General features: G+C 62.5%; 22 protein-coding genes and 1 pseudogene. 13 read left to right on the top strand and 10 right to left on the bottom strand.

The window, feature by feature from the left end; translation table 11 throughout:
* Positions 1 to 19 precede the first annotated feature (19 nt).
* Positions 20 to 283 carry a hypothetical protein gene (locus RMN73_RS01105; RefSeq protein ID WP_309601476.1) on the top strand — a complete coding sequence of 88 codons (264 nt, stop codon included), beginning with the start codon at positions 20 to 22 and terminating at the stop codon, positions 281 to 283.
* 3 nt (positions 284 to 286) lie between these two features.
* On the opposite strand, the gene RMN73_RS01100 is transcribed toward RMN73_RS01105, so the two are convergent.
* Positions 287 to 1,180 carry a peptidylprolyl isomerase gene (locus tag RMN73_RS01100; RefSeq protein ID WP_309601475.1) on the bottom strand — a complete coding sequence of 298 codons (894 nt, stop codon included), beginning with the start codon at positions 1,178 to 1,180 and terminating at the stop codon, positions 287 to 289.
* A 36-nt stretch (positions 1,181 to 1,216) separates the two neighbouring features.
* On the opposite strand from RMN73_RS01100, the gene purT reads away from it, so the two are divergent.
* From purT to RMN73_RS01070, 6 genes are read left to right on the top strand one after another with little or no spacing between them, the layout of a single operon-like run.
* Entirely contained in the window at positions 1,217 to 2,368 is a 1,152-nt protein-coding gene (purT, locus tag RMN73_RS01095; protein WP_309601474.1) for a formate-dependent phosphoribosylglycinamide formyltransferase, read from the top strand.
* Between the two features lie 27 nt (positions 2,369 to 2,395).
* On the top strand, positions 2,396 to 3,403 hold the full coding sequence (gene argC, locus RMN73_RS01090) for an N-acetyl-gamma-glutamyl-phosphate reductase (protein ID WP_309601473.1): 1,008 nt from the start codon (positions 2,396 to 2,398) through the stop codon (positions 3,401 to 3,403).
* Positions 3,400 to 4,563 (top strand): bifunctional glutamate N-acetyltransferase/amino-acid acetyltransferase ArgJ, encoded by a 1,164-nt coding sequence (gene argJ, locus RMN73_RS01085; RefSeq protein ID WP_309601472.1) that lies wholly within the window; start codon positions 3,400 to 3,402, stop codon positions 4,561 to 4,563. The genes argC and argJ overlap by 4 nt, the downstream gene beginning before the upstream one ends.
* Entirely contained in the window at positions 4,560 to 5,423 is an 864-nt protein-coding gene (argB, locus tag RMN73_RS01080) for an acetylglutamate kinase (RefSeq protein WP_309601471.1), read from the top strand. The genes argJ and argB overlap by 4 nt, the downstream gene beginning before the upstream one ends.
* On the top strand, positions 5,420 to 5,881 hold the full coding sequence (gene argR / locus RMN73_RS01075) for an arginine repressor (protein WP_309601470.1): 462 nt from the start codon (positions 5,420 to 5,422) through the stop codon (positions 5,879 to 5,881). Before argB ends, argR begins: the two co-directional genes overlap by 4 nt.
* Before the next feature lie 48 nt (positions 5,882 to 5,929).
* On the top strand, positions 5,930 to 6,334 hold the full coding sequence (locus tag RMN73_RS01070; protein WP_309601469.1) for a hypothetical protein: 405 nt from the start codon (positions 5,930 to 5,932) through the stop codon (positions 6,332 to 6,334).
* A gap of 25 nt (positions 6,335 to 6,359) precedes the next feature.
* Here RMN73_RS01070 and RMN73_RS01065 read toward each other — a convergent pair whose 3' ends face one another.
* From RMN73_RS01065 to RMN73_RS01055, 3 genes are all read right to left on the bottom strand, one after another.
* Positions 6,360 to 6,626 carry a hypothetical protein gene (locus tag RMN73_RS01065; RefSeq protein WP_309601468.1) on the bottom strand — a complete coding sequence of 89 codons (267 nt, stop codon included), beginning with the start codon at positions 6,624 to 6,626 and terminating at the stop codon, positions 6,360 to 6,362.
* Positions 6,627 to 6,741: 115 nt separating this feature from the next.
* Positions 6,742 to 6,972, bottom strand: a complete 231-nt coding sequence (locus tag RMN73_RS01060; protein WP_309601467.1) for a KTSC domain-containing protein — start codon at positions 6,970 to 6,972, stop codon at positions 6,742 to 6,744.
* Between the two features lie 105 nt (positions 6,973 to 7,077).
* Positions 7,078 to 7,716, bottom strand: coding sequence for a hypothetical protein (locus RMN73_RS01055; RefSeq protein ID WP_309601466.1), 639 nt, complete (start codon positions 7,714 to 7,716; stop codon positions 7,078 to 7,080).
* A gap of 105 nt (positions 7,717 to 7,821) precedes the next feature.
* Here RMN73_RS01055 and RMN73_RS01050 point away from each other — a divergent pair, with 105 nt between their 5' ends.
* From RMN73_RS01050 to RMN73_RS01030, 5 genes are all read left to right on the top strand, one after another.
* Positions 7,822 to 8,073 (top strand): DUF2171 domain-containing protein, encoded by a 252-nt coding sequence (locus tag RMN73_RS01050; RefSeq protein WP_309601465.1) that lies wholly within the window; start codon positions 7,822 to 7,824, stop codon positions 8,071 to 8,073.
* A gap of 46 nt (positions 8,074 to 8,119) precedes the next feature.
* Complete coding sequence (gene ppk2 / locus RMN73_RS01045) at positions 8,120 to 8,947, top strand: polyphosphate kinase 2 (protein WP_309601464.1); 828 nt, start codon at positions 8,120 to 8,122, stop codon at positions 8,945 to 8,947.
* A complete protein-coding gene (locus RMN73_RS01040; protein ID WP_309601463.1) occupies positions 8,925 to 9,497 on the top strand; it encodes a thermonuclease family protein in 573 nt (190 codons plus the stop codon). Before ppk2 ends, RMN73_RS01040 begins: the two co-directional genes overlap by 23 nt.
* A gap of 13 nt (positions 9,498 to 9,510) precedes the next feature.
* Positions 9,511 to 9,990: a hypothetical protein gene (locus RMN73_RS01035; protein WP_309601462.1), complete on the top strand. Its 480-nt coding sequence runs from the start codon at positions 9,511 to 9,513 to the stop codon at positions 9,988 to 9,990.
* 69 nt (positions 9,991 to 10,059) lie between these two features.
* On the top strand, positions 10,060 to 10,302 hold the full coding sequence (locus tag RMN73_RS01030) for a hypothetical protein (protein WP_309601461.1): 243 nt from the start codon (positions 10,060 to 10,062) through the stop codon (positions 10,300 to 10,302).
* Positions 10,303 to 10,318: 16 nt separating this feature from the next.
* Here the strand turns inward: RMN73_RS01030 and RMN73_RS01025 are convergent, their stop codons facing one another.
* Positions 10,319 to 10,519, bottom strand: coding sequence for a hypothetical protein (locus RMN73_RS01025; RefSeq protein WP_309601460.1), 201 nt, complete (start codon positions 10,517 to 10,519; stop codon positions 10,319 to 10,321).
* 143 nt (positions 10,520 to 10,662) lie between these two features.
* Between RMN73_RS01025 and RMN73_RS01020 the strand changes: the two genes are divergently transcribed.
* A complete protein-coding gene (locus RMN73_RS01020) occupies positions 10,663 to 11,727 on the top strand; it encodes an HNH endonuclease (RefSeq protein WP_309601459.1) in 1,065 nt (354 codons plus the stop codon).
* Between the two features lie 33 nt (positions 11,728 to 11,760).
* Here the strand turns inward: RMN73_RS01020 and RMN73_RS01015 are convergent, their stop codons facing one another.
* The 5 genes and pseudogenes from RMN73_RS01015 to RMN73_RS00995 form a co-directional block, all read right to left on the bottom strand.
* On the bottom strand, positions 11,761 to 12,399 hold the full coding sequence (locus RMN73_RS01015) for a DUF4145 domain-containing protein (RefSeq protein WP_309601458.1): 639 nt from the start codon (positions 12,397 to 12,399) through the stop codon (positions 11,761 to 11,763).
* A gap of 102 nt (positions 12,400 to 12,501) precedes the next feature.
* Positions 12,502 to 13,560, bottom strand: a complete 1,059-nt coding sequence (locus RMN73_RS01010; protein ID WP_309601457.1) for a ribonucleotide-diphosphate reductase subunit beta — start codon at positions 13,558 to 13,560, stop codon at positions 12,502 to 12,504.
* A 50-nt stretch (positions 13,561 to 13,610) separates the two neighbouring features.
* Positions 13,611 to 14,018: a PepSY domain-containing protein gene (locus RMN73_RS01005; RefSeq protein WP_309601456.1), complete on the bottom strand. Its 408-nt coding sequence runs from the start codon at positions 14,016 to 14,018 to the stop codon at positions 13,611 to 13,613.
* Entirely contained in the window at positions 14,018 to 14,206 is a 189-nt protein-coding gene (locus RMN73_RS01000; RefSeq protein ID WP_309601455.1) for a hypothetical protein, read from the bottom strand. Before RMN73_RS01000 ends, RMN73_RS01005 begins: the two co-directional genes overlap by 1 nt.
* Position 14,207: 1 nt before the next feature.
* Positions 14,208 to 14,801, bottom strand: a pseudogene (locus RMN73_RS00995) (ribonucleotide-diphosphate reductase subunit alpha); the annotation flags it as partial.

The raw sequence follows: 14,801 nt of genomic DNA, 5'->3' as shown, positions 1-14,801 counted from the left end.
TGGCTCGAGAGGAAAGATGATGTCGAGCATACCGAGCCTGAGCGACCTGCAGATGCGTCATGACCCCAAGGGTCGTGGCTATCATGCGGTGTACCGCGAACAGCAAGTCAATCATTGCCCCGGCTGCGGCCGGACCCACTGGATCATCGGCCGGATGTCGGCGGAATGTGCGTTCTGCACCACCGCGCTTCCGCTCGCCGAGGCCAGCATGCGTTCCCACAGTGCACCGGCGATCATCAAGCATCGCAACCGCAACAACGAAAACCCGGCCTGGGCCGCTTAGCCTTTATTTCGCCGACGCCCTGACTGGCACCGGCGCATTGCACAGATCCACTCCCCCGGCGGGATGAATGTAAAATTCATCCCGCCGGTTCTTTTTGACGTTCAGCCAGCGCGCGAAACTGGCGCTGGTTTCGCGCAGATATTCGAATTTGGGGCGCTCAGGGTCGGGCAATTGCGATGCCAGCCGCACGTTGGCGATCGGCACGTCTGAGCTGCGTTCCTTGTAAAATCCCAGCGCCTCGGTCCCGCGCGGCAAACTCGCCAGCACATCGACACCGCTGACCACGCGGCCGACCACCGCGATCACTCGGTCGAGCGAGCGCGGGGCATGGCCGATCGCGGCATATAATTCGCCGCCCATCCCGGTATCGGGTGACAGGTCGCGGCCGACGCCAACCGATGCGTAGCAATGCGGCAGGTTGGCGGTCCCGGCCTTGGGGTCGTACGCCACCGGCCAGCCAGCGGTATAGCCAACCTTGGGCGCATAAGCGTCTGACGATCCCAACGGCACGATCTTGAGGCCAGCGAGCCGCCGCTCATATTCAGCCGGGGGCTTCTTCACCACGCTAGCAGGGATCGGCCGCTCGCCGTCATTATTGCCCCATTGCGCGACATAATTGTCCTGCACGCGATAGATTGCGGCGCCCTGCCAATAGCCCGAGGTCGCCAGCGCGCGGATGTTCGCAGCATGAACTGGCGCAAACAATGGGGCGAGCTGAACGACGATCCGGCGCCCATTCTTCAGGTCGATCACCATCAAATCGTCGGCGGGGATCGCCTGCCATTCATTTGGCTTTGACTCGGCGAGCACGCTCGGCGGGGTGGCATATTTGGGCGGCGGTGACGGCGCGGCCGAGATCAACGCAAGCGCGGCGGCGGCGAGCAACAAGTGACGCATCGACATCTCCTTTGGCCCGAGTGTAAGCGGCTTTGCATGTATCTCGCTACCCTCATGCTGCTCGGATCTGGCGAACTCGGCCGCGAATTCGCGATTGCCGCCAAGCGGCTCGGCTGCCGGGTGATCGCCTGCGACCGCTATGACGACGCCCCGGCAATGCAGGTCGCCGATGCGCGCGAAGTATTTTCGATGCTCGACGGCACGGCGCTTCGGGCAGCGGTCGAGAAGCATAAGCCCGATTATGTCGTTCCCGAGATTGAGGCGATCGACACCGCGATGCTGGCAATGCTCGAAGGGGAGGGCTGGCACGTCGTCCCGTCGGCCAAGGCGGTGCAGCTGACCATGAACCGCGATGGGATCCGCGATTTCGCAGCGCAGGAACTGGGCCTGACCACCTCGCGCTACATTTTCGCCGAAACGCGGGAGGAAGCGATTGCGGCGGGGGTCGGCCTGCCCGCGGTGGTCAAGCCAGTGATGTCGTCGAGCGGCAAGGGCCAGAGCGTAGCGCGGACCGAGGCCGAGCTCGCCACCGCGTTCGACTATGCCGTCGCCAACATGCGCGGCGACCGCCCCCGCGTGATCGTCGAGGCATTCATCGACTTCGATTATGAAATCACCCTGCTGACCGTTGCGACCAAGGACGGAATATTGTTCTGCCCGCCGATCGGCCACCGGCAGGAAGGCGGCGACTACCGCACCAGCTGGCAGCCCGCGCCGATGGATCCGGCAGTGCTGAAATCCGCGCAGGACCAGGCGGCCAAGGTGGTCGGCGCGCTTGGCGGGCACGGGCTGTTCGGGGTCGAATTCTTTGTTGCGGGCGATCAGGCGATATTCTCCGAACTCTCCCCGCGCCCGCATGACACCGGCATGGTCACCCTGATCGGCCAGAACCCCAATGAATTCGAACTCCACCTCCGCGCGATCCTTGGCCTGCCGATTCCCGCCATTACCCAGCACGGGCCGTCAGCCTCCGCCGTGATCCTCGCCGATCGGGAAAGCAGCGATTTCGCGTTCACCGGCGTCGCGGCGGCGCTCGAAGATGGTGCGGACATCCGCCTGTTCGCCAAACCCGTCACGCTGCGGAACCGCCGTATGGGGGTGGCGTTAGCCTTGGGCGAAAGCATCGATCAAGCCATCGAGCGCGCCGAACAGGCAGCGGCCAAGATCGACATTCAATATCTTGCATAACTATGCACTAATCTGCATATAGTGTGCATGATTCGTATCGCGATCCTTGGTTCCTCCGGTTATGTCGGGGGCGAATTGCTCCGCCTCCTCCATGCGCATCCCGAGATGGGGGTGGCGGTTGCGTTCGGTGCGTCGGCGGCGGGCAAGCGCGTGGCCGAGGTTCATCCGCATTTAGCACTGGCTTATCCTGATCTGGTTCACGCCGCGTGGGATCCGGCCTTGCTCGCTGATGCGGACTTTATCCTCGCCGCGCTGCCGCATGGCGAAACGCAGCGGCTGGCGGACGATCTGCTTGCGCCCGGCATTCCAATCGTCGATCTCGGGGCCGACTTTAGGCTCGACAGCGCTGCCGACTTCGAGGCCTGGTATGGCGAGCCGCACCAGCGCCCCGATCTGCTCGGCAGCTTCACTTACGGCCTGCCCGAATTCTATCGCGACGACATCAAGACCTCAAAGCGCGTCGCCGCGGCGGGCTGCTACCCGACCGCCGCCAATCTCGCGCTCAAGCCATTGATCGACGCCGGCGCGATCGAGACCAAGGGGATCATCGTCGATGCCGCATCGGGGGTTAGCGGCGCTGGACGGTTGCTCAACCACGGCACGCAATTTTGCACGGTCGACGGCAGTTTCAAAGCCTATGGCCTGACCCGCCACCGCCACACGGCGGAAATGGAGCTGGTCTCGGGCGGGCAAGTGTTGTTCAGCCCGCACCTCATGCCGACCAGCCGCGGTATCCTCGCGACCTGCTACGCCAAGGCGATCGGCAGCGCCGATCCGCTCGCGATCTTGCGCGAAGCCTATGCCGCCGAACCGTTCGTCCATGTCGGTGAAAAACTGCCCGAAACCAAGTGGGCGGCAGGCTCCAACGCGGCCTTCGTTTCGGCCCGGTTTGATGAGCGCACGGGGACGGTCGTTGCCCTTACCGCGATTGACAATCTCGGCAAGGGCGCCGCCGGCCAGATGGTCCAATGCGCCAATTTGATGCTCGGCCTCGAGGAGGCTTCGGGCCTGTCCAATATCGGAATCTACCCATGAGCGTGACCATCGCCAAAGGCTTCGTCGCGGCGGGCGTCGCAGCGGGCATCAAACCCGGCCGCCGCGACATGGCGTTGCTCGCCACTGACGATGGCCAGCCCGTCCCCACCGCCGCCGTCTTCACTCAGAACAAATTCCGCGCGCCGCCGGTTGAAGCGTGCATCGATCGGCTCGCCTCGTTGGGCGGAATGGCGTCGGGGGTGATCGTCAATTCGGGCAATGCCAATGCCGGGACCGGCGCCAAGGGCCGCTCCGACGCGGAGGAGATGTGCGACGCGGCGGCGGCGGCGGTCGGTTGCGCGCCGCAAGCCATGCTGGTCTGCTCGACCGGGCTGATCGGCTACCGCCTGCCGATGCGCAAGATACTCGGCGGGATTCCGACGCTGGGCGATACGCTCAGCATCGGCGGCCATCGCGACGCGGCCAAGGGCATCCTCACCACCGATACCCGGCCCAAGGAGGCGCAGGTGGTGCGCGATGACTATGCGGTCGGCGGGATGGCCAAGGGCTGCGGCATGCTCGCCCCGAACATGGCGACGATGCTCGCCTTCCTCACCACCGACGCTGCGCTATCTCCGGCCGAGCTCCAGCCGATCCTGTTCCGTGCCGCCGATGCGACCTTCAACAGCCTGATCACCGATGGCGCGACCTCGACCAACGACACGGTGATGCTGTTCGCCAGTGGCCGCATGGGCCGCCCAGCGGACCTTGCCCAGTTCGAGGATGACGTGCGGCAGGTGTGCGAGGAACTGATGCTGCAGATGGCACGCGATGCCGAAGGGATGACCAAATTGGTCGTGATCCGCGTCACGGGTGCAGCAAGCGATGCCGAGGCGCGCAAGGCAGCGCGGGCGATCGGCAACAACCAGCTGATCAAGTGCAGCTGGTATGGCGCCGACGCCTATTGGGGGCGGCTGCTGGCGGAAGCGGGATCGTGCGGGATCGCGTTCGACACAGAGACCAGCGCGGTCAGTTATGGCGGGATCAAGGTGGCCGAGGCGGGGGTTGAGATCCCCAATGATGCTGCCGCTGTGATGGCGCATATGAAGGGCGACGAAATCGACATTTTGATCGAGCTCGGGCTTGGCACCGGAAGCGGCCGCGCTGTCTCGGTCGACCTTGGCCCCGGCTACATCAAGGAAAATGCGGAAACCTCATGACGATGGCCCCAAACGTTACCGCGCGGCTGCTGATCGAGGCGCTGCCGTACATCCGCCGCTTCACCGGCAAGGTAGTGGTGGTCAAGGTCGGCGGGCTGCCGATGACCGACCCGGCGCGAATGCGCAGCCTGGCGAAGGACATCTTGTTGCTCCATTCGGTCGGGATCCGGCCGGTTCTGGTCCATGGCGGCGGCCCCCAGATCGATGTCGAAATGGCGCGGGCGGGAATCGCCGTCGAGCGGATCGACGGGCTGCGCGTCACCGACGAAGCCGCGCTCGATATCGTCCGCATGGTGCTGGTCGGCAAGACCAACCGTCAACTGGTGTCCGCGATCAACGCGCTTGAGCCGGTCGCGGTCGGGGTCGCGGGCGAGGATGCGCGGCTGCTCGAGGCCGAGGCGATCGACCCCCGGCTCGGCTTCGTCGGCAAGGTCGTGGCGGTGCGCGGCGCCTTGCTTCACGACTTCCTCGACGACGGGCTGATCCCGGTGGTGTCGACCATCGGCGCCGATGCCAGCGGCCAGCCGTACAATATCAACGCCGACGATGCCGCGCGCGCGATCGCGATTGCGATGGGCGCAGAAAAGCTGATTTACCTGACTGGCACTCCCGGATTGCTCGCCGACCCCGACGATTCGACCAGCGTCATCAGCCTGCTGTCCGCGACCGAAGCCCGCGCGCAAATCAACCAGTCGGGGGTTACTGGCGGGATGATCCCCAAACTGACTGCTTGTGCCGAGGCAATCGAGGGCGGGGTCAATGCCGCGCACATGCTTGACGGTCGGGTCGAACATTCGATCCTGGTCGAACTGTTCACGGACGAAGGCATCGGCACCAAGATCTGCGACGAACAGCAATGACTGCCAAGAGCCAGCGCCAGCAGATGATCGGCTATTGGCTGCGCGAGCATAAGGTCGGCAGTCAGGAGGAACTGGTGGCGCGGCTCGGGCTGGCCGGAATCGCCGCGACCCAGGCAACGGTCAGCCGCGATCTCGACGAGTTGAAGGCGGTCAAGGTGCGGCGCGACGGGGCAATCCGCTACGTCCCGCCCAACGAGGTCGACAGCGGCCACGGCGCGGCCATGCTCGACCGGCTGCTCGCCGAGTGGGTGACCGACATCATCGAGGCCGAGCACCTGGTGGTGATCAAGACTCCGCCAGGGTCGGCCAATCTTGTCGCCAATGCACTCGATGCGGCGGCGATCGACGGGGTCGCGGGGACAATTGCCGGGGATGACACGATTTTCGTTGCCTTGAGCGAGGGAACGTCAGCCGGAATCCTCGCGGCACGGCTTCGCACGCGGCGCGTTGCGGGCTAGGAAGCCTCTTGCATGCACCGGACGTTATCGGTGACGAGGAGAGTGACGATGCGCCATATTTCAGGGCTACTGCTGATTGTGACGCTGGCCGCCTGCGACCAGAGATCGAGCGCGCCGCCAGCGCCAACCACGAAGATCAGCGTTCGTTCGGCGGGGCAGGACAGAATGCACCAGCTCGACGATCTGAATCGGGCGATCGCGCTCAAGCGGGCCATTTATGCCTCAGGCAATGAATGCCGCCGCGTGACCAAATCGGGCTTCGTCGGCGAGTATAAGAATATGTCCTATTGGACGGCGGCGTGCGAGGACAAATTCAAACGCAGCCGAGAATGGGCATTATTCATCGGTGCCGACGAAACTGTCCAGATTCGGCTGTGTGCCGATGTCGCGAAGGTCGGCTTGCCAGCCTGCGTGATCAAGGACGGCGCCAAAGCGGGGACGCCCGCGGGTTAAGTTCCCGCGGGCGCGTTAGCGAAAATCAGTCGCACTTCTGCGTGGTTTTGACCGCCCCATCGGGGCGGGTTTCCTTGATCTTGGTGCAATTGCCGCTCTTATATTCCTCACGGATCGTGCCGTCGGCAGCGACCGTACGCGAGTCCGGGCGGTCGACGCGCTTATTGCCCTGGAGCTCATATTTGAACGTGCTCGGCGTGGCTGTGCCGCTGGCCTGCTGCGCGATTGCAGCGCCGGCCAAGCCAGCTACCATCACCGCACCAACACCGATCAGAATCACAACGCGTTTCATGTTCGTCACTCCTTGAGCCGCCGGATTACCAGCAAACAGGTGAACCGGCGATGAAATTTCGCGCGGCAAGCCGTTCATCGTGCGGGATAGGGCGACAGGAAAGCGGCGGTCGCGCTTAAGCGACTTCGGCCAATTCCGCATCGAGCTGGATGCAGGCAAAGCGGCCGCGGATTTCTTCATTGTAAAACCGGCCCTTCGACATCGCATTGGCAAAGCGCCGGGCAAGGTCGGCGGGGACGTTGGAATAACGATAATGACGACCGCTGCCGAACAGCAGATCAAGCTGCTGCCGATTGGGCAGATACCAGGCACCACGAATCATCGGGCGGATCGCAGGATGGGTCATGCGGGGGGTAACGCATGATTGCGCAATTCGACTCATTTTTGGCGGAAAAAAGCGCTTCGCATCATTGATCCGTGCCAATCCCCCCGCTGAATCCCCTCACGCGCCTCAGCGCGACAGGTCAACCATTGGCCTGGTCGATTGATATCGGGTCGCGGCGGTCAGGTCCTGAGCATCCTGACCGTTCGTATCCTTGGCCGAATCTCGCTGCATCTTGCTCATGTCGCGTTCCATCTTGAGCGCTTCGCCGACCATCGTGCCATAGCTGCCGTCAGGCTGGCGGGCATCCGACGGCCAGCGTGCAGCAGTCCCGCCGAGCGCCAGGCGCTTGTCGAACGGGCGGTCGTTGAGCGCGGCGTCGATATGCTCGATCAATGCGCGGCGATGCATCCCCATCAGCATCCCTGCTGCGGCACCATCGCTGGCCCCGCCGCCTTCGCAGAATGCCATGATTCGACTCTTGCTGGCACCCTCGGGTGCAATCTCGGCCTCGCAGTGATTCGACGAGAAGGTGCCGCCGGCGTTCCAATAGACCTTGGAATCGCCGTTTCCGCTGACCGAGGCCTCGAGGTTGCCGAACACGCCATTATTGCCCTTCTGGATCGGCGCGGCGCGCAGCTTCGCATAAACATCAGCTTGCGACATCGGATAGACGTTGGGATCGCCACTGCTCATCCAGGCATAGCCAATCACGCCCAGAAAGGCCCCCGCCAGCAACAGATACTTCATCACAACCCCCATACGCATTGATTCGATGAGGCACGGCATATGGCGCGGAGGTTAAGAAGCGGTGCATCCTTATGCGCTCCCGACGCGTTTGGCTGGGCGAGTGATCAAGAAGGAGAAGATGCAATGACCGACCTGAGCCAGATCAAGGAGCATATGGAAGTCATCGGCGCCGACGGCGTCCATGTCGGGACCGTCGATCATATGGACGGGGACCGCATCAAGCTGACCAAGAAGGACAGCGGCGAGGGCAGTCACGAAGGGCATCACCACTATATCTCGCAAGGGTTGATCGCGACGGTCGAGGGCGACCAAGTGCGGCTGTCGGCCAATGCCGATGTCGCGGTGACGTTCGAGGAAGAAGAAGCGGGCAGCTAGCGGGCCCGCCGGAGAGTCGCTACGCCGTCCGAAGATGGAGGCGGCGATGGCGACACTCAAGCGCAAGAAATATGACAAGTTGCTCGAGCCGATGCAGGCCGAGCTGGTGGCGATGGCGCGCTGGGCGGCGGCCACGGGTCAGCGGATCTGCGTGATCTTCGAGGGCCGCGACACGGCGGGCAAGGGCGGCGCGATCCAGGCGGTCGCGGCCAAGCTCAATCCGCGCCAGTGCAAGATCGTCGCTTTGTCCAAGCCGAGCGATGTCGAAAAAGGCCAATGGTATTTCCAGCGCTACGCCTGTCATTTGCCGGGCAAGGGCGAAATCACGTTGTTCGACCGCAGCTGGTATAATCGCGCCGGGGTCGAAAAAGTGATGGGCTTCGCTACCGACGCCCAGGTCGCGGACTTTTTGAAGCAGGCGCCGTTGTTCGAACAGCAATTGGTGCACGACGGGATATTGCTGTTTAAATATTGGCTGACCTGCGACCAGGACCAGCAGGAGGAGCGTTTCGCCGAGCGGGTCGACGATCCGCTGAAGCGCTGGAAATTGTCACCGATCGACCAGTCCGCGCGGGAGAAATATGCCGATTACACGGCGGCGCGCGAAGCGATGCTCAAGGCGACCAGCACCAAGTTCGCGCCGTGGACGTTGGTCAATTTCAACGACCAGAAACGCGGCCGGCTGACACTGGTACGCGACCTGCTCGACCGGATGCCCGACACCGCGATTGCCGACGAGAAGATCGACTGGCCGCCGCTTGGCCATGACCCGATCGCGGAACGGTTCGGCGGATTGAAGCCGATTGCCGACTTCCCGATTGGCGAGGGGAAGAAGAAGGCCGGGAAAGGCGATGCGAAGGCCAAGGCCGATTAGGCGGACCCGGGCCGGACGGCGGGCGCTTCGCCATGACTGGCTGGCACCGCGGCGACGGCGCAGTTTCGCGGCCGAACTGGCGCGGCCGCTGGGGCTCGCCGCTTTGCTCGGGCTGCTGTGGCCGACGCTCGATCCCGCGCTGATCGAGCCGCCCGCGTTCTTGTCGACCAATCCCGAACGGATCGACGCCCACTTCACCCGATGCGGTCCAGGGCGCGGAAATGCCTGCGTGATCGACGGCGACACCTTCAAGATTGGCCAGCGCAAGGTGCGGATCGTCGGGATCGACGCGCCCGAGACGCATCCCGCCAATTGCCCCGAGGAAGCGCGACTGGGCGAGGCGGCGACGGTCGAGCTGATGCGGTTGCTCAACCAGGGGCCGTTCATGATGACCGGCCGGATCGACGACAGCCGCGATCGCTATGGCCGCGACCTGCGCGTGATCAGCCGCAACCGCGCCGACGGCAGCCGCCAGTCGATCGCCGAGGACATGCGGGCCAGCGGGCTGGCGCATCGTTATCTGGGGCACAAGACCAGCTGGTGCGGGTGAGGATGGAGGAACGATGATGCGGACATTGGTGGTGGCGATGGCGATGACTGCACTGGCCGGCTGTTCCGGCGCAGCGGAGGAGCCGCCGGTCGACCTGTTGCCGGGGCTGTACGCGGTCAAGATCGTCGGCGAGGCGTCGGTAACGCTCGACGATCGAAGCGACCAGGGCAACATCTGCTTCAGCGCCGACAATGTGGTAAACTTCGCCGCTGACCCGCTCCAGCGGCTGGTTCCCGACTGGCCGGGCTGTATCGCGACCGAGGAGCGGCTGACCGGCAATCGCCTGGCCGGCGGCCGCAAGTGCCGGATGGACGGCGCCAAGCGGGGCGAGGGATCGATGCTGCTCGCCTTTACCGGGCATCACACGACCAACGCCTTCGCCATGAGCGGAACGCTGGTTCACGGCGATCACGAACAACCCGGCGGCCCCTACATCGACGCGGCATCGGGCGACTTCACCATCACCGGCCAACGAATCGGCGACTGCCCGTAACGCGCGGCGGTAAGGAGATGATAACCCTCGTGCGGTAGCTTCACCGTCATGGCCAGTCCGCTCGCTCCTGTGAAACCGTCCGTCAATCTGGCGAGCACCGGCGCGCGGGTGTCGATCCGGCGTGATCCGGTGCCGGTCGAGAAAGAACTGGTCGTCACCGATATCGAGGGCCGCGACACGCGGATGGTGATCACCGGCGTGGTGGTGTTCGCACTGGCGATCGTGGTTGCGAGCCTGGGGCTGATGGCCGCAGGCAGCTGGACCGCGAAGGATTATGAGGTCCACGTCGAGACCAGGGCGACCGGGGCTTAGGGGGTTATGTTCGGGTTTACTCGGTGACGGTCTCTCTTAGTTCCACTTCGACGAGACGAGTTTCGCCATCGCACTTATGGCAGTGGGCATAGTCGAAAGCGCAGCGCAGCACCCACTGTTGTTCGCGCGTATCCCAAACCGCCCATGCGTCGCGGCTGACATTGTCAGAGCCGCACGAACTGCAAACGATTGCGATGCGCTTGTTCGGATCGGTCATTGCGCTAGTCTGGCGAAAGGCAGCAGGAGATCCAAGAGTTGGTGGGCACGAATTGGTCCGATGCGGCGACGTCGGCGATCCGACGGCACGTGCAGCGGACTGGTTCGACCATATTTAGTCGGCAAGCGCTGATAAACGGAGAAATGAACGCCATCATCGCAGCGACCGGATCAACCGGCGCGACGCCATGGCAGACGCTGAGTCGTGAGCTTCAGGAATTGCGCGATCAAGGATTGCTCGAATTCGTCGGTCCTGGCGTTTACCGGTACGCCGGGTTGCCGGCGGCCAGTGCGCCGCTCGGCGTGACGAAGGGCGTGTTCGTCACAGGGTCACATTCGATCTACGGCGACGTGCCGAAAGACTTCTATCGCTTTCCGTCGAACTACCTTCTCGCGGCACAGCGAATGGTTGGACAATGGATCGTCTATCTCGAACCACGACGGGCGGGCGGACGAGGCTATTTCGCAGTGGCTAAGGTTGACAAGATCGTGCCCGATCTTGTGACCGCTGGCATGCATTTGGCGATGATTGCTCAAGGCAGCTTTCTCGACTTCGGGACGACAGTGCCATTCAGCTTAGACAAGTTGCCGATGGAACGCGCATTGCTGAACGATGATGGGACCGTCAAGGGCAGCAAGCAGCTGGCAATCCGACCGCTAAATAATGCGGACTTCAACCGAATCGTCGAGATCGGGCTGATGGACGCTGAGCCCGAATTACCTCGCGTAGGCCAACCCGAGTCCATGCTGGCTATGCTCGGAGAGGCTGCGCAGCAGCCCTTCGAAGGACCGGTAGATCGTGCGACAATGCTGGTCAGCCGCAAAGTCCGCGACGCCAAATTCCGGCGAGCAGTTCTGCACGTTTATGATGGCCGTTGCGCGCTTACTGGTATGCGGCTGGTCAACGGCGGTGGTCGCCTGGAAACCGAAGCTGCCCACATCATGGGTGTCGGTGACGGCGGTCCGGATGCCATCAATAACGGCATCGCGCTATCGGGCACGATTCACTGGATGTTCGATCGAGGATTGATCGGGTTGAGCGAAGCGGGCGATATTCTTTTAAGTGATAAGATTAATGATCGGGAAGGCGTTGAGAAAATGATCCGTCCGGATCGCCGCGCGCATTGGCCGTTTGCCGCAGCGCATCGGCCTCATCCCAGGTATTTGGAGTGGCATCGGCAACGGTTCGGATTTCAAGCGCAGAATTAGGGCACTGCTACCGTCATTCCTTCCAGCGTAATCCTATAACTCATCAGCTGTTGTCTTGGACTTCCACTTTAGTACTCGTGCAGGCAGCACAAATAAATATTCCCCGAGAGCATTAGCAAATTCTATTACTTGCGTTGCTTCGGCCGATGAATAGCCGTCAAAATCGTCGTCCGCATGACGGGGCTCATTTGCGTTCAGGCGAATTTCGTGTGCCCAATCCCTCATTTGTTCTGTTAAAGTACCGTCGACGGCGGCTTTTTCTATCCGGCTGTAAAGAGCTCCCTCTTTATAGCCTTTGTCCTTCAACATGGCATCAATGGCGCTCGCCGCCAGCATTACAACACCATCGGGCGCATGCTTTGATTCAAACGCTTGTTGTAGGAATCGCTTTGCCCTTTCCGGCAAGTCTTCTGCAACCGTTGGCAGTTCAGGATAAGTCTCGCTTATCTTGACGTTTTCCGCTTCAGGATCCGACCCATCAGTGTGACCGTAGAAAAGAGTGTGTCGACGGCATTTTGAGCATTCAGCCGTGAACTGCCAATATGTGTAAAATGAGTCTGCGAAATGTTTTGCGGGCTTAACCACTGCAGAAATCAGCGGTTTCGCGACACCGCATTGGGGACATCGAGACAGACCGTATACGATGCCATTGAATAAAGCTGGGTCTTCCATCTTACTCCGCCGCCACACCCACGCGGAAATTCCAGCGACGCTTGCGCATCGCCGAGACCTTTAAGGCCGCTTCGCCAGCCATAGCGGGAGTCTCGCGAATGATCACTCTGCCGCAACACCAGCCCGCGCGAACATATCCTCGCCAGCATCCGCCTCGACCTCGACCACATCCCCGCTCGCCTTGGCCTTCTGCCGGCGATCGAAGCTGTCCCACACCTCGTTCCAATTGCCGCGCGTTGCGGCCTTGGAATATTCGGTCGAGCGTTGTTCGAAGAAGATGGCGGGCTCGACGCCGTTGAGCACTGGGGCGAGCCACGGGAGGGGATGCTCCTCGATCATGTAGATCGGCTTGAAGCCCAATTGGCCGAGGCGCCAATCGGCGATGTAGCGGATGTATTTCTTGATCGACTTGGGGGTCATTCCCTCGACCGGGCCCTGCTCGAACGCCAGGTCGATGAACGCATCCTCGAGCCGCACCGTCTTCTGGCAGGCGTCGATGATGTCGTCCTGGACCGCCTTGGTCAGGCAATCGCGTTCCTTGACGAAGGCGTGGAACAGGCGGGTGATGCCCTCGCAATGGAGGCTCTCGTCGCGCACGCTCCAGCTGACGATCTGGCCCATGCCCTTCATCTTGTTGAAGCGCGGGAAGTTCATCAGCATGGCGAAGCTGGCGAACAGCTGCAGCCCCTCGGTAAAGCCGCCGAACATGGCGAGGGTGCGCGCGATATCCTGATCATTGTCGACGCCGAAGGTCGACAGGTAATCGTGCTTGTCCTTCATCTCCTTATATTGGAGGAACATGCCATATTCGCTCTCGGGCATGCCGATGGTGTCGAGCAAATGGCTGTAGGCGGCGATGTGCACCGTCTCCATGTTGCTGAAGGCGGCGAGCATCATCTTGATCTCGGTCGGCTTGAACACGCGGGCATATTTGTCGTGGTAGCAATCCTGCACCTCGACATCGGCCTGGGTGAAGAAGCGGAAGATTTGCGTGAGCAGATTGCGCTCGTGATCGGTCAGCTTTTGCGCCCAGTCGCGGCAATCCTCGCCCAGTGGCACCTCCTCGGGCATCCAGTGGATCTGCTGCTGGCGCTTCCAGAAATCGAACGCCCAGGGGTATTCGAACGGCTTATACTGCTTGCGGGCTTCGGTGAGGGACATGGGTCAGGCTCCTGAAGGCGAGAGAGTGAGGGCGGGGGCGGCGAAAGGTCTCACCAGAAGATCCTCTGCGGATGGCTGGCGCGGCGGGCGCGGCGGCGGAACATCACGACGTACATATAGAGGCCGCTGATGGCGAAAAACAGGAGCGCAAAGCCCGAGGCGATCGACAGGATCGTTCCGGTCAGGCCGAACTCCTCACCCGCGTGGAGGTGGTGGAGATAGCTCACCCAGGCCGACGCGCTGTCCGGGTCGGGCTTGACGCGGCAGGTCATGGTCTCGGGGCAGACGAAGCCTGCCGCTTTGACCGCGGCCATCTGCGCGGCGGCGGTCGGGCCAACGCCGGCGGGCCCCTGCGAGTCGCGAACCAAAGCAGCGGCGTGGCTAAGCAGCCCGGTCCCTGCAATCCACAGGATGAAGATGCCGAACAGCACGCTCAGCCAGCGATGATAGGTACGCATCAGTTACGAACCCCTTTCAGGGCGAAGGCGGAAATCGACAGGACCGCGCCGAGGGCCAGTGCCATCGTCCCGGCGATACGGCGGGCGTTTCGCCCCCCCTCACTCCCGCCGCGCCGCGCGAGCAAGGCGGTGCCGATCGCCAAGGCGAGTAGGCCGATGCCGAGCATGATGAAATTGGCGAGGGTCATTTCACTGGCACGCCAGGCATTCGTCATAATCGGTGGTGGGAAGCTCGTACTTGGCTGGCTCGGCGGTGTTGTCGGCCTCGACCCCGCCCGCGAACCCGGCCCGCTGGACCGATTTGGAGCGGAGGTAATAGAGCGACTTGATGCCCAATTCCCAGGCGCGGAAGTGGAGCATGAGCAGGTCCCATTTGTCGACGTCGGCGGGGATGAACAGGTTGAGGCTGGTCGCCTGGTCGATGAACGGGGTGCGATCGGCGGCGAGCTCGATCAGCCAGCGCTGGTCGATCTCGAAGCTGGTCTTGTACACGTCCTTTTCCTCGGTGGTGAGGAAGTCGAGATGCGCCACGCTGCCGCCCTGCTCGAGGATTGAATTCCACACCGCCTCGCTATTCTTCGATTTCTCCGACAGCAGTTTCTCGAGGTAGGGGTTCTTGATCGAGAAGCTGCCCGACAGCGTCTTGTGGGTGTAGATATTGGCCGGGATCGGCTCGATGCAGGCCGAGGTGCCGCCGGCGATGATGCTGATCGACGCGGTCGGCGCGATCGCCATCTTGCAGCTGAAGCGCTCCATCACGCCCATGTCGGCGGCGTCGGGGCA

The sequence above is a fragment of the Sphingomonas sp. genome (assembly GCF_031372575.1).
In the GTDB taxonomy this organism is placed as follows: Bacteria; Pseudomonadota; Alphaproteobacteria; order Sphingomonadales; family Sphingomonadaceae; genus Sphingomicrobium.
The sequence above is the reverse complement of the archived record's forward strand: the minus strand, read 5'-3'. Positions and strand labels throughout refer to the sequence as shown.

What these genes read in the sequence shown, in the direction of transcription:
- RMN73_RS01105 (WP_309601476.1), top strand. Translation starts at nt 20, where the DNA reads ATGTCGAGCATACCGAGCCTGAGCGACCTGCAGATGCGTCATGACCCC.
- RMN73_RS01100 (WP_309601475.1), bottom strand. Translation starts at nt 1,180, where the DNA reads ATGCGTCACTTGTTGCTCGCCGCCGCCGCGCTTGCGTTGATCTCGGCC.
- purT (WP_309601474.1), top strand. Translation starts at nt 1,217, where the DNA reads ATGTATCTCGCTACCCTCATGCTGCTCGGATCTGGCGAACTCGGCCGC.
- argC (WP_309601473.1), top strand. Translation starts at nt 2,396, where the DNA reads ATGATTCGTATCGCGATCCTTGGTTCCTCCGGTTATGTCGGGGGCGAA.
- argJ (WP_309601472.1), top strand. Translation starts at nt 3,400, where the DNA reads ATGAGCGTGACCATCGCCAAAGGCTTCGTCGCGGCGGGCGTCGCAGCG.
- argB (WP_309601471.1), top strand. Translation starts at nt 4,560, where the DNA reads ATGACGATGGCCCCAAACGTTACCGCGCGGCTGCTGATCGAGGCGCTG.
- argR (WP_309601470.1), top strand. Translation starts at nt 5,420, where the DNA reads ATGACTGCCAAGAGCCAGCGCCAGCAGATGATCGGCTATTGGCTGCGC.
- RMN73_RS01070 (WP_309601469.1), top strand. Translation starts at nt 5,930, where the DNA reads ATGCGCCATATTTCAGGGCTACTGCTGATTGTGACGCTGGCCGCCTGC.
- RMN73_RS01065 (WP_309601468.1), bottom strand. Translation starts at nt 6,626, where the DNA reads ATGAAACGCGTTGTGATTCTGATCGGTGTTGGTGCGGTGATGGTAGCT.
- RMN73_RS01060 (WP_309601467.1), bottom strand. Translation starts at nt 6,972, where the DNA reads ATGACCCATCCTGCGATCCGCCCGATGATTCGTGGTGCCTGGTATCTG.
- RMN73_RS01055 (WP_309601466.1), bottom strand. Translation starts at nt 7,716, where the DNA reads ATGCGTATGGGGGTTGTGATGAAGTATCTGTTGCTGGCGGGGGCCTTT.
- RMN73_RS01050 (WP_309601465.1), top strand. Translation starts at nt 7,822, where the DNA reads ATGACCGACCTGAGCCAGATCAAGGAGCATATGGAAGTCATCGGCGCC.
- ppk2 (WP_309601464.1), top strand. Translation starts at nt 8,120, where the DNA reads ATGGCGACACTCAAGCGCAAGAAATATGACAAGTTGCTCGAGCCGATG.
- RMN73_RS01040 (WP_309601463.1), top strand. Translation starts at nt 8,925, where the DNA reads ATGCGAAGGCCAAGGCCGATTAGGCGGACCCGGGCCGGACGGCGGGCG.
- RMN73_RS01035 (WP_309601462.1), top strand. Translation starts at nt 9,511, where the DNA reads ATGATGCGGACATTGGTGGTGGCGATGGCGATGACTGCACTGGCCGGC.
- RMN73_RS01025 (WP_309601460.1), bottom strand. Translation starts at nt 10,519, where the DNA reads ATGACCGATCCGAACAAGCGCATCGCAATCGTTTGCAGTTCGTGCGGC.
- RMN73_RS01020 (WP_309601459.1), top strand. Translation starts at nt 10,663, where the DNA reads ATGAACGCCATCATCGCAGCGACCGGATCAACCGGCGCGACGCCATGG.
- RMN73_RS01015 (WP_309601458.1), bottom strand. Translation starts at nt 12,399, where the DNA reads ATGGAAGACCCAGCTTTATTCAATGGCATCGTATACGGTCTGTCTCGA.
- RMN73_RS01010 (WP_309601457.1), bottom strand. Translation starts at nt 13,560, where the DNA reads ATGTCCCTCACCGAAGCCCGCAAGCAGTATAAGCCGTTCGAATACCCC.
- RMN73_RS01005 (WP_309601456.1), bottom strand. Translation starts at nt 14,018, where the DNA reads ATGCGTACCTATCATCGCTGGCTGAGCGTGCTGTTCGGCATCTTCATC.
- RMN73_RS01000 (WP_309601455.1), bottom strand. Translation starts at nt 14,206, where the DNA reads ATGACCCTCGCCAATTTCATCATGCTCGGCATCGGCCTACTCGCCTTG.